Source organism: Paenibacillus sp. FSL W8-0439 (genome assembly GCF_038008995.1).
Classification (GTDB): Bacteria; Bacillota; Bacilli; order Paenibacillales; family Paenibacillaceae; genus Paenibacillus; species Paenibacillus polymyxa.
The window spans coordinates 5,373,879-5,386,769 of record NZ_JBBPAK010000001.1; the positions used below are offsets into that span (position 1 = coordinate 5,373,879).

At 46.6% G+C, this 12,891-nt stretch carries 11 protein-coding genes; 2 read left to right on the forward strand and 9 right to left on the reverse strand.

All coding sequences use genetic code 11. The features are described from left to right. The first annotated feature begins 11 nt into the window (after positions 1–11). A complete protein-coding gene (locus MKX36_RS23115; protein WP_340865797.1) occupies positions 12–737 on the forward strand; it encodes a copper amine oxidase in 726 nt (241 codons plus the stop codon). 84 nt (positions 738–821) lie between these two features. Next, a complete protein-coding gene (locus tag MKX36_RS23120; RefSeq protein ID WP_107733806.1) occupies positions 822–1,370 on the forward strand; it encodes a GNAT family N-acetyltransferase in 549 nt (182 codons plus the stop codon). Between the two features lie 109 nt (positions 1,371–1,479). Here the strand turns inward: MKX36_RS23120 and MKX36_RS23125 are convergent, their stop codons facing one another. From MKX36_RS23125 to MKX36_RS23165, 9 genes are all read right to left on the reverse strand, one after another. Further along, positions 1,480–1,974, reverse strand: a complete 495-nt coding sequence (locus MKX36_RS23125) for a GNAT family N-acetyltransferase (protein ID WP_016822850.1) — start codon at positions 1,972–1,974, stop codon at positions 1,480–1,482. Positions 1,975–2,077: 103 nt separating this feature from the next. Further along, a complete protein-coding gene (locus tag MKX36_RS23130) occupies positions 2,078–3,325 on the reverse strand; it encodes an MFS transporter (RefSeq protein ID WP_107733805.1) in 1,248 nt (415 codons plus the stop codon). 46 nt (positions 3,326–3,371) lie between these two features. After that, positions 3,372–5,504 carry a molybdopterin-containing oxidoreductase family protein gene (locus MKX36_RS23135; RefSeq protein ID WP_340865800.1) on the reverse strand — a complete coding sequence of 711 codons (2,133 nt, stop codon included), beginning with the start codon at positions 5,502–5,504 and terminating at the stop codon, positions 3,372–3,374. 356 nt (positions 5,505–5,860) lie between these two features. Further along, positions 5,861–6,706, reverse strand: coding sequence for a formate/nitrite transporter family protein (locus tag MKX36_RS23140; protein WP_016822847.1), 846 nt, complete (start codon positions 6,704–6,706; stop codon positions 5,861–5,863). Positions 6,707–7,099: 393 nt separating this feature from the next. Further along, positions 7,100–8,461, reverse strand: coding sequence for an FAD-dependent oxidoreductase (locus tag MKX36_RS23145; protein WP_025366031.1), 1,362 nt, complete (start codon positions 8,459–8,461; stop codon positions 7,100–7,102). A 390-nt stretch (positions 8,462–8,851) separates the two neighbouring features. Further along, positions 8,852–9,328 carry a glutathione peroxidase gene (locus MKX36_RS23150; RefSeq protein ID WP_016822844.1) on the reverse strand — a complete coding sequence of 159 codons (477 nt, stop codon included), beginning with the start codon at positions 9,326–9,328 and terminating at the stop codon, positions 8,852–8,854. A 115-nt stretch (positions 9,329–9,443) separates the two neighbouring features. Then, positions 9,444–10,337, reverse strand: coding sequence for an ABC transporter ATP-binding protein (locus MKX36_RS23155; RefSeq protein WP_016822843.1), 894 nt, complete (start codon positions 10,335–10,337; stop codon positions 9,444–9,446). Positions 10,338–10,514: 177 nt separating this feature from the next. Next, a complete protein-coding gene (locus tag MKX36_RS23160; protein ID WP_340865801.1) occupies positions 10,515–11,534 on the reverse strand; it encodes an LLM class flavin-dependent oxidoreductase in 1,020 nt (339 codons plus the stop codon). 136 nt (positions 11,535–11,670) lie between these two features. Then, on the reverse strand, positions 11,671–12,816 hold the full coding sequence (locus tag MKX36_RS23165) for an AI-2E family transporter (RefSeq protein WP_016822839.1): 1,146 nt from the start codon (positions 12,814–12,816) through the stop codon (positions 11,671–11,673). Between the last annotated feature and the right edge of the window lie 75 nt (positions 12,817–12,891).

A 12,891-nucleotide genomic window follows, 5' to 3' on the forward strand; every position in this document is an offset into this window, starting at 1 on the left:
GAGACCCACCCGTGTTTAAGCTGTTGATCGTCATCCTGCTGTCTATGCTACTGTCCTCTTCCGTTATGACTACCGATCATCCTTCTTCAAACATGGTGACCGAAACTGCATTATCTCATCCGCTGGCCAGCGCGCCAGAAGACTCATCTGTCCGCTTATATGCCGTGAGCCCGTCTCAGGGGCTCTTTCATTCAGCCGTACTGGAAATCGGCCAGCAGCGCCGCACATTCCAGTGGTCGGGCTCGGCGGATATTTCCACCGCACCACAGTTATTTTACAGAGATGTAAACGAAGACGGGATCCGTGAAGCCGTTGTCATTCTCACGCGTGCCTCGGGAACGGGTGTGGAATTGCAGGAGTTGCATATTGTTAACGTACAGACAATGGAGGAATATGCCGTTGAATCAGCGGAAAATGCTGTATCCCAGCGAGTACACAGCTCCGTGGAGCTACGTGACCACAACCGCCAGGTACATATCGCTGTTATGATTGACGGTACTACACACACGATGGACCCCAAAGCGTCTGTATTTTACGATGATCCAGCCCAGTTTACAAAGCATCTCGATTTTAGCTCTGTTGTAATGTATGACGCCGAACAATTCCCACTCCATGCCACTGTATCCGGTAGCGTATCGCCAAGCGAATTTGTAGGGGATTTGGATCTGAAATATGTATACGAGCAGGGGCGGTTCCGGGTGGGACCTATAAAATTTGAAGCTTCCTCTCCCTTTTGACGACTCTCGCAGAATAAGGTAGCATGGGATTAAATGCTAGACTGGCTGGTTTAGCGATTTTCCGAGTGAAAGAGGGGATTAATCATGTTTACATATGCGTTGGACGAACGCACAGTCCTTCGGCCGCTCACCAAGGAGCATGTGCAGCCTCTGTTTGAGCTGATCGAAATGTCCCGTGACCGTCTGCGTCAATGGCTTCCATGGGTAGACTCCACCACGGAAATCAGCCATACAGAGCAGTTCGTGCAAGGCGCCTTGAAACAAGCCGCAGAGAACGGTAGCCTGACCGCTGGAATTTGGATAGACAACGAGCTTGCTGGCATCATCAGCTACCATGAGATCAATTGGGCTCACCGTTCGGTTAGCATCGGATACTGGCTTGGGCACGGTTACGAAGGACAGGGTCTCATGACCAGTGCCTGCCGCGTATTCGTCGAATATGCGTTGGTGGAGTTGGACTTGCATCGGGTCGAAATCCGTTGTGCAACGACAAACCGCCGCAGCCGCGGTATTCCAGAACGCCTGGGCTTTGTGCTCGAAGGCATTGTACGCGAAGCAGAGTTGCTGCCAGATGGCTATATGAACCACGCAGTGTATGGTATGCTCCAGAATGAATGGAAGCAACTTCGATAGCCTTGTACTGCACAACAACGCCGCAGGCCTGATCAGGTCTGCGGCGTTGTTGATTATGAACTGGACATCACAACCGAATGTTGCTGCCTGTCTGTCTGTATCCTCCGGTCTATTTTAGGAAATAGGCCATTAGAACATCATCCACAAATTGGCCTGCGATATAAAACTCCTCATGCAGCCGCCCTTCAATTGCAAAACCGCATTTTTCATAAAACATAAGGGCTTCCGTGTTACAGGACAGTACACGCAAACTTAACTTGCGGATGCCCTCCGCAGCTGCAATCTCCTTCATGGAGTTCATAAGCGCCGTCCCAATACCTTTGCGATGATAGTCTGGACGTACAGCTATATTTATTTCGAGTACATGACAATTACTAGCCAACAGCGTTGGAGGACGAAATCCAATATACCCGCAGAGCACTTCCTGTTCGATGGCAACCAGTTGAGAGCCTGGAGGCGTATTGCGCAGAAACTCTCCGCGCGACTTCCATGACAGCGAAGCAGGAGCCGTGCGTTCATTCCATACCAATTCATCCAGCGCAATCAGATCAGGAGCATCCTTCATCTCCGAATGACGTATCGTCAAGGGTTGACTTGTAAACAATTCCTTTCAATCCTTCCTGTGAAGGCTTTCCTGAGCAATAACTGCAACCATTCGTCACTTATTGTACCATAATCGCAGCTCATTACTGAACTTTTATTAGGACTTAAGAACTGGGAACGTCCACCTTGGAAGAAGTATCAAAATCACCCATATTGTGACGGTAACGATTCAACCAGCTATGCAGGACAAAAAATAGAATCGACAACACCGCTACGCCCGCTGCCAGCCAAAGTGTAGGAGGTAACCCACCGCCATCATACAACTTCCCCATAAAATAAGGTCCCATCACCCGTCCGGCTGCACCAATGCCCCCCACAAGTCCAATGTAAAAGGGTGCGCCCCGACCTCCATGATCAGACAGGAATGCTGGAACCGCAGGTGCAATCAGCATTTCTCCCAGAGTCGCCAGTACCATAGCGAATATCATCCCAGTATAGTTCTGTGTGCCCAGTATGACAATATAAGCTGCCAAATAAAATCCTCCAGCCCATGTCATTTGCGCAGAAGCGTGATGAGCGTACAGCCGTTTGATCCAGAAAATAATAGGTTGTGCGGCAAAAATGAGAATACCATTCAACGTCCATAATAATCCATACATCGTTTTAGGCAAGCCCTGTTCAATAATATGGGGAGAGACTCCCGTATTCCAGATCGAATTGCCGAACCATAAAAAAAGCGAGCCTAACCCCACAAAGAGATACAGCCTGGTATCACAAAATAGCAACCGAGCGGGTATTTCTTCTTTTTTCATCACAGACTTGCTGAGCTGGACTTCTCCCTCTTCCCGATCTACCCTGCTTAGATAAGACCAGAAGAATCCAGCAAATACCGCAGAAGTCACCCCGTTCATCACAAAGCTGAGCTGATAGGAAAGGTCGGCCAGAACGCCGCTCAGTCCCGTTCCGAGTGCCACCCCAATATTGTTCGCGACATAAATGATATTAAACAGCTCTCCACGTCGGTCAGCAAAACGAAAACCTACAAAGGCCTGAATCGCAGGCACAGATACCACATTAAAAAAGCCGATAAAGCCCATCATGATGACAAAAGCCACCCAATGACCACTGGTAAATGGAAGCGAGAGAAGTCCCAACGCATTCATGGCCAGTGAGCCGACAATCAGTTGCTTGGCTCCAATACGATGATAAAGGGCTCCGCCCAGCACTTGACCAAAAATTCCGCCTAAAGACTGCACTAAAATTGCAATCCCCGCATCTTCCATACTACGGTTCAGTTCGTCAAATACATACATGCTAACGAGCGGCCACATGAGGGAACTTCCGGCGGAATTAATCAGGCTGGCAATGAGAAATACTTTTACTTCTTTCGGATAAGACTCCAACCATTTCATATGTTTTGCTTCTCCTTTTGCACCTGGCGCCATGAAAGGCAGTTTCTCATTGGCGCTTCACATTCACCACCGTTGAGAAAAAAGTAGCCCCCTGCCCCATATCCGACAGCCGGTCAGAGGTTAACGCATTGGCGCGCTGTCTGCGTCCTTTGCCTTTCCACCATAATCCTTGGCTAATCACCGTGCCGGGCAGCATCAGATCGGTGACCTTGGCTTTCAATTCATACATTCCCCTGTCATTCCAGACGGTAACCGGATCACCATCTGCGATGTCTCTTGCCTGAGCATCCTCCGGGTGAATTTGCAGCAAGGGCTCCCGTTCCAAGCGCTGATGTTTGGGCAAATTAGCAAATGTAGAATTCAAAAAATTATGGTTTGGCGGTGAAACAAACATCAATGGAAAACGATCATCCGCTTGCGGCCGATGCTCTCCGTCATACCCTTCGACCAGCGGTACATAGGAGGGCAATGCAGGCAGACCTGCTTGTTTCATCTTTTCCGAATACAACTCTATCTTGCCTGAAGGCGTAGTTAAACGCTCCAAATAAGTAGCCTTTGGCGTCATATCGAGCTTTACAAAAGGCGACTTTGTTAAGGCATCCAAGGTTACACCATTGAGATAAGGGTTCGTTGGATTATCAAGCGCGCCTGCGATCATATCCTCTTCACTTTCCGTAAAGACAGCTTCATCAAAGCCCATTGCCTGTCCGAGCAGGCTAAATAGCTCATAATTGCTTTTGCTTTCCCCTAGCGGATCAATAACAGGCTTCTGCATCTGGATATAGTGGTGCCAGTACGATTTGTATAGATCTGTTCCTTCAAAAGAAGACGCAGCAGGCAGCACAATATCTGCATAGCAGGCCGTATCGGTAAGGAACAGGTCATGAACAACCGTAAACAGATCCTCTCGTTCAAATCCCTCCGTTACCCGTTGCGAATCGGGTGCTACAACTACTGGATTACTACAATATACGAATAACGCCTTAATCGGCTGTTCCTTTTGTAGCAGCGCCTCTCCAATCCGGTTCATGTTGATCACCCGGGCATCCGGGTTCTGTCGCAGATCAGGACGCTCCAGATGGGCGCTGTTAATCTTGGCATAAGCGCCATTGGAGCGCGACGCTCCTCCGCCGTGCTTCAACCATTGTCCAGTGAGTGCAGGCAAGCATGTAACTGCGCGTACGTTCATACCGCCATTATCATGATGCTGAAGCCCATTTCCAATATTGATATAGGCCGCTCGCGCCTTTCCGTACATTTCCGCCAAACGGATAATATCCTCTTTCGGCACGCCGGTAATCCGCGAAACCCGCTCTGGTGTATAGGTCTTAACATGCTCACGCAGTTCCTCGTGACCTACAGTATAGCGATGTAAAAATTCGTCGTCTGTCAGTCCCTGATCAAACAGTACATGCATAACCCCCAGCGCAAGCGCCGTATCCGTACCCGGATATAATGGAATGAACCAATCCGCCCATTGCGCCGTCCGGTTGCGATGAACATCAATTACGACCACCTTAGCACCTTTTTTACGTGCTTTCTCAGCCAATACGACCTGATGCATGTTGGTGCTAATGACATTTCCACCCCATACAATAATGAGATCTGCATCTTCTGTATCCTCCGGGCTCGTGCCGCCCTTAAACCCCATAACGGATGCCCAGCCTTCATTCCCAGCCACGCTACAAATCGTCTGATCCAGCTGGCTTGAACCTAGTGCATTGAAAAAGCGACGATCCATTCCATCCACACTCAATACGCCCATATTGCCATAAAAGCTGTAGGGGAGTATGGATTCCGGTCCATCCGTACGTATCAGCTCCTTGAACCGACCTGTAATGGTATCGACTGCTTCCTCCCAGCTAATTCGTTCAAATTTCCCTTCCCCTTTGGCACCTACACGCTTCAACGGATAAAGCACCCGATCCGGATCATATACGCGCTCGGTCATATTGCGGACTTTGTTGCATATAGCCCCTTTGGTAATGGGATGATCCGGATTACCAGTCACCTTGACTATCTTTCCATCTTCCTTGTGAAGCAGGAGCCCACACGTATCCGGGCAATCCAACGGGCATACAGCCGGAAAAATACCATTCTGCTGCTCCGTCATCCGCTGTCCTCTTTGTAAATTTTGTTGAAGTGTGGCCTCAAGAGGCGCGCTATTGCGATGATCCATGGTTAAATGCTCCTTTCCGTTACCGTTTCCAAAAATTACACTGTTCTTATCATATCTACAGCTTTGGCCTATGGCAAGAGAAGGATTTTACCACACAGTAGCTCTCCAAAATATAAAAAAATCCGTCTGCTGCATAGAGCAAAACGGAATTTTAAAAAGTATAATTATTTATTTATCATTCTGTTTCATCATTACATACCCAGGGTAAAAGAGATCAAGGCATTATGGACGAGAGCACACTCATCCTCCATGCCAAATCATGGACCACTCCCAAAAAAATCCGCCATGACAGGTTTCGTTCCCCCGGGCCTGTCATGGCGGATTTGCTTTGTTTATTGCTTCATAAAGTAACGTGATTATGCATGATCACTCAACGGCTTGGATGTAACTGAAGAAGTAGTTTGAGGTTCATTCACGGAATGTGTGTTAGCTTGAGTTTTTTTCAGATAGGCCAGCCAGTAGGCTCCAGCCACAAACAGACTGCCTCCTACCAAATTCCCCAACCAGACCGGAATAAAATTCATAACATACTCTGCCCACGAAAAATGACCTGCAAATATAGCCGCCGGAATGAGAAACATATTGGCAACAACGTGCTGGAATCCAATAGCAACAAAGGCCATGGTCGGGAACCAAATTCCCATAATTTTGCCGCCGATAGAGTCTGTGCTATATGCCATCCATACAGCCAGTGCTACGAGCCAGTTACATCCTATACCTGATATAAAAGACTGCAAAAAGCTTTCATGCAGCTTATGCCCTGCCATATCCACCACTTTATCCAGGTAAGGACCCGTTTCGGTCAAGCCTAGAACATGCCCAAAGAAAAACGCAACAAATAATGCACCTGCAAAATTACTGAGCGTAATAATTGCCAAATTACGAAGCATGGCTCCTGTCTTAATTCGTCCTGCCCATCTCGCCAAAGGGACTGCCATCATATTACCGGTCAGCAATTCCCCACCAGCTATCAAAACTAACACCAGACCTACAGGGAACACCGCAGCTCCAATAAAGGTAGCAATGCTTCCCCATTCTTTAGGTGCACTTGCAATAACGCGTATATCCAGCAAAAACCCGAGTGCAATAAATGCACCTGCCAAAAATCCCAATACCACCGCCACAGTCCACGGGTTGTTCGCCTTGGCCACTCCTGTTTCCACCGTCTTTTCGGCAATTTGCCCCGGTTTATAGCTTGCCATCTGCCCCCGCTCCTTTAATATCTTTTAAACAAAATATTCTTCTTTCATATTTTATTTAAAATCAGTGATTTTGTTTGTGAAAAAAATCACTTTCTCAGCTATAAAAAAAACAGCCCTCGAAAAAGGACTGTCTTTCTATTTTATTACATCTACTGCTACTGCGCTGCTATGCGCTTTACATTTAATTATATTCTTCCTTTTCAACGGCTTTCAAGAACCAAAGTACTCCGCCCAGACCGATGGCTGCGACAACTACAAGAAAAAGGATATAAAACAAACCCATTATCTACTTCTCCCCCTAATCCTTATGCTCTCTATATTGTACTATAAGGATTCATCCGTACGCTTTCAGATTGTTGACAAACTTATGAACAATGTCACAGACAAATCGGATTATACAGTAACTGGGTTCCGTTCGGATATTGTAGGCAATGCCTGCAAACCTGCCGCGTTCAGGAAATTCCAAGGCTTGTTATAGTGCGGCTGGAAGAAGAAATCGACAAAGGCCAACTGATCAATGGTCATATGATTTTGAATGGCTACAGACAGGGTGTTAATGGATTGCGTCAAATCGACCTTCGACATAATTTGTGCCCCAACAATTCTCCGTGTCTCCTGCTCATATACAACCTTCAGCAACACCTTTTCAGAAGTTGGCATAAACTCAGGACGGTAGCTGTCCTCAATGGTTACAGCTTCTACAGTCATCCCCTCGTCCATTGCTGCGGCTTCCGTCATTCCTGTTCCTGCAATATTGTCTTCGTAAATTTTGATACCCGAGGTTCCTTGTGTTCCCATGTAGGCAATGGTAGGTTGTACCAGATTACGTGCCACCAGCGTACCCATACGAACCGCATTGGTCGCCAATGGGATATAAGCTGTTTTGCCGGTTGGATTATAACGAATTGCACAACTGTCGCCTGCTGCAAACACGTCTGGGCAGCTACTTTGCATATAATTGTCCACAATGATCGCACCGTTAGGCAACATATCTACCTGACCTTTGAGCAGATCCGTTTGAGGTCGGAAACCGATACAGAGTATAACAAGCTCTGTTTCATATTCTCCTTTGGAGGTCACGACCTTACTTACTTTACCGTTAGTCCCCTCAAAACGACTTACTGTCTCGCCAAGTACCAGCTTAATGCCATGTTCTCTCAGGGAATTCTCAATCCGGTCTGTATACTCATGGTCTAAATACTTATTCAATATACGATCAGCACTGTCGATCAGCGTTACGTTCTTACCGTTCATTTGAAAAGCTTCTACCAGCTCAACACCAATGTATCCAGCTCCCACGACAGTAATGTTCTGTACGTGCTGAGCTTTCTCAATGATTTCATTCGAATGATTATAGTTTTTGCAGAGCAAAATATGATCAAGTTCAATGCCTTCCAGCTTCGGAATAATTGGCCACGATCCAGTAGTCACAATCAATTTATCAAATGTATCCGTAAATTCCTCACCGGTTTGGAGATTACGTGCATGCAGCGTCTTGCCCGCTGTATCTACACTCGTTACCTCATGAAGCATCTTGGTCACTACACCCATATCAGCCAGTTGATCTGGGGACGAATAAAACAATCCGTGCGGATCTTTGACGACACCACCTACATACAGTGCAATACCACAAGATAAAAATGAAATATTGTCATTACGCTCATAGACCGTAATTTCGGCATCTGGATAACATTTAGCTGTGTTGACTATGGCTGCCGTACCTGCGTGTGTACATCCGATAACTGCTACTTTCATGTTGAATTCCTCCTTGGTGTGTGGGCATAAAATGTATAATAATTGTGAATACTTTCACTTAGATAACTCATTACTTCTTGTGATTTATTTCACTTCATGCGCTTATTATAGTGTGATATTTTTCACATTACAATAGCTTTTTATGGTATTCACAATTTGTCCACATTTTAAAAGGCAAGGCTATCTGAACTCAGCCGTTTGCTGAAATCTTTTTTGCTCCATTCAGTTTTCCCTACCTGCCTCTTGATTATGCTCCTGGAACAGACTTTCACACGATACGTCAATCTTTAGGCAAATGCGTATGTAGGGAATAAAAAAAGGTCCGTTTCCCCTAAGACAAGCGGAAATCAGACCTTGTTTACACATATACTTTGGAATTACACGAAGCTATTATAATAACTGCTCAATGGCAGTTTTCATCGCTTCTGGTGACTCCTTGGGCTCAAAGCGTCCCACAGGCACACCTTCACGATTCACAATGAATTTTGTAAAATTCCACTGAATTGTACCATCTTCCTGTTCTCCAGGCTGTTGCTTCTTCAGATATTCAAACAGAGGGGCTGTATCTGGTCCGTTCACATCCACTTTAGCGAATACCGGGAAATTAACCCCGTAATTCAATTGGCAAAATTCAGCCGCTTCCTCGCTGCTGCCCGGCTCCTGACCGCCAAACTGGTTGCAAGGGAAGCCTAAAACAACGAGTCCCCGATCCTTATATTCGTCATAAAGCTTTTGCAAATCCCCATATTGCGGGGTAAGTCCGCACTTACTAGCGGTATTCGCAATAACCAGCACTTTACCTGTGTAAGTTTCCAGAGAAACCTCCTGATTGGCTGGTGTTACGGCATTATATGAATAGACAGACATATAGCATCCTCCTTCGTGTCGCTTGGTTTAGGTTCTCAACCTATTTTACCCAAAACGTGACGGACATGCCAATATTCACAAACCCTTACCGTGATGCTGCCACTTGGCGCACCCTCTAACCTCTTGCTGCTACTTGTGGTCTAGCATCACGCCGCTCAGCAACAGAACCCACCGTTTGTTTCTCTTCTACATTCATTCCCTTTACTGCTTGGCTTACCGCAGGCTGACCAGCCAAAGCATACGGAAGACAGAGTGGTACCCCCGTACGAGGATCAGTAACAATATCCGCCTCAATTCCGAATACCTCACGCAGCACATCTGGGGTCATAACCTCCGTCGGGGCTCCTACCGCCTTCGCTTTCCCTTTTTTGATCGCAATCATATGCTGAGCATAGCGGGCTGCGTGGTTCAAGTCGTGCACGACCATAACAATGGTGCGTTCTGCCGAAGTATTCAGATACTCTAGCAGATGCAGCACTTCCAGCTGATGCGCCATATCCAAAAATGTAGTCGGCTCATCCAAAAACAGTATATCCGTATCTTGTGCAAGCGCCATAGCAATCCAGGCACGTTGACGCTGCCCCCCAGAAAGCTGATCAATCGGACGATCGTGAAATTCGCTCATTCCTGTTACTTGGATGGCCCACTCTACCATTTTGCGATCGTCCGCTTTCATGGAACCAAAACCTTTTTGATAGGGAAAACGTCCGTATGATACCAGTTCCGTCACGGTCAATCCTTCCGGTGCCGTCGGATTCTGCGGCAAAATAGCCAACTGCTTGGCTACCTCCCGGGTGGATTGCTTATGAATAGATTTACCATCCAACAGAACGCTACCGCCTTTAGGATTCATGATGCGAGCCATCGTTTTCAGAATGGTCGACTTACCGGAGCCATTTGCACCCACCAACGCTGTAATTTTCCCTTGCGGTATTTCTACGTTCAGATCTTCTACTATCAATCGATCTTCATAAGCAATATCCAGATTTGCCGTTTTCAGACGAAACATTTGGAATCATCCCTTTCCCTAATCCAATATATATAATCACGGGCTTAACGCACGACATTCATCAAAACTTCATTCTATCTTTATATAATAAAGATATTGATAATCATTATCAAGTGTTAACTCACAAAAAAAGATCACAGCCCTCAAGCTGTGATCTTCTGATTCTGGCCATTCGCATTAAGCCTGTACAGAGGACAGTCCAAATGCTTCAGCCATGAGACGTATAGATTTCATTTTGGCATCGAAGTCGTGAATAATGCTCGCAACCATGATCTCCTGCGCATTATAGTCCTTGGATAATTGCTCAAGCTGACGCTTGACCTGTGCGGGTGAACCAACCACCATACGCTTGCGATTCTCACGAATGCGCATCCGGTCATATGGCGTATACGGATACGCAAGCGCCTTTTCGACGGAAGGTGTTCCTGCAGAACGCGTTCCCTGTTCCAAAAGCACCAGGGACAAGTCCATGCTGGATGCCAAACGATTGGCCTCCTCATCAGTATCCGCACAGATCGCAAATACGGAGACAAGCGAACGCGGTTGGTCACTATGCTGGGAAGGCTGGAAGTTTTCCTGATATCCCTTCATAGCACCTGTGCCGCCTTCACCATTAATAAACTGCGCGAACGCAAAGCCTACGCCACGCTCGGCGGCCAGACCCGCGCTATCACCGCTGGAGCCAAGCAGCCATATTTCCGGCACAGTCTCTACGAGCGGCATCGCCTGTAGCGAACCGAAGCGATGCTGGCTGCCTGTGCTATCGTGCAAGTAGGCTAGCAGATCATCCAGCTGCTCGGGGTACAGATCAATGCCGCCCCGCATTTTCCCCTCCTGCAAAGCTCTGGTAGCAATCGGCATTCCTCCGGGCGCTCGCCCCAGACCCAGATCAATGCGCCCCGGATACAATCCCTCCAGTACCCGGAAGTTTTCCGCTACTTTATAAGCGCTGTAATGGGGCAGCATCACACCGCCCGACCCTACCCGAATCGTCTGGGTACGAGCAGCCAGGTGTGAAATCAATACCTCGGGGCTGGACCCTGCAAGATTAGAGGCAGCATGATGCTCGGATACCCAAAAGCGATGATAACCCAAGCGTTCCGCCTCTATAGCAAGCTCAGCAGTCTTTTGTAATGCTTGTGCATGCGTCATGCCTTCCGATACCGGAGATTGGTCAAGAATGCTGAGTTTTATCATAAAAAGTCTGACCTTTCTATTTTGGAATAAGAATAAGCATTAAGTATAGCACGTAAAGCCACAGTTAACCAAGAGGGGCAAAATAGTAGATTTAACGCGCCCATTAGTCATGTTTACTTTTCATAGAGACTGCTTTTTACTTTACTTTATCTGCTTCATAAAGATGTGAACGCTTTTGAAAAAAACTAAACAGATGGGTCACGATGACCTTCAAGACGGCATAACCTGGAACAGCCAGTACAATCCCTACCACACCAAACAAATTGCCTGCTGTCAAAATAACAAAGATAATCGTAATCGGATGTACTCGAAGCGATTTGCCCATAATTTGTGGTGAAATAAATTTACCCTCAATAAGCTGGACAACTGTCCATACGATAACCATTTTGAGCAGCATGATCGGTGAGGTAACTATAGCTACGATTAACGCGGGTGTAATGGCAATTACAGGACCTAAGTAGGGAACCACGCTCGTAAAAGACGCAATGACCGCAAGCGTCAAAGAGTAGTCCAATCCAATAATCAGATAACCTATATATAGCAGCACTCCAATACAGAAGCTAACAATAATTTGTCCACGAATGTACGAGCTGACCTGATGATTCATTTCGGTCATGATACGATCTGTCTCTTTACGAAACATAGGTGGAAGCATTTTTAGAATCCACTGCGGCAGCTTGTGTCCATCTTTCAGCAAATAGAACAGAATGAACGGAACCGTAGCGATCGCAAGCACAGTTTCCGTAATCACACCCAAAAAGCTTCCCACACCCGTCCATGCATTATTGATAAAGCCAGATAACTTTTCAGAAGCTTTGGAGGCCAGTTCAGATGGATCTATTTGAATGGTGTTCTGGAACTGGTTCACAAAGTTACTGCCAATCAGTCGCTCAAACTGTTGTTTGACTTGCTCGGTATAGGCAGGGACATTTTGGATAAGGCCCTGTATCTGATCACGGATCACAGGTACCACCGACGTAACCACAATAGCGATAATCCCTATAATGAGCAAAAACAGAACAACAATGGAGTATACTCGCTTTACCTTATTCCGCTCCAGTACATCTACCAACGGATTGAGTAGATAGTACAATACACCGGACAAAATGACAGGGAGAATAATCGTTTTCAGCAGCACGATGACAGGGGTAAATATGTATGAAATTTTGGTAAGCACTAAGATATTCAAGCCGATCAGCAGCAGTACCAACAGGAATAACACAAACTTGTTGTTCAGAAAAAACTTCTTAAACCGGTCTTTCCATGCCGGAGTTATTTCCACATGACATTCCCCTTCTCTTTAGACAGATGAGTATACGTTCTTCATAATTACGATATATTTTTGGAACAAAATATA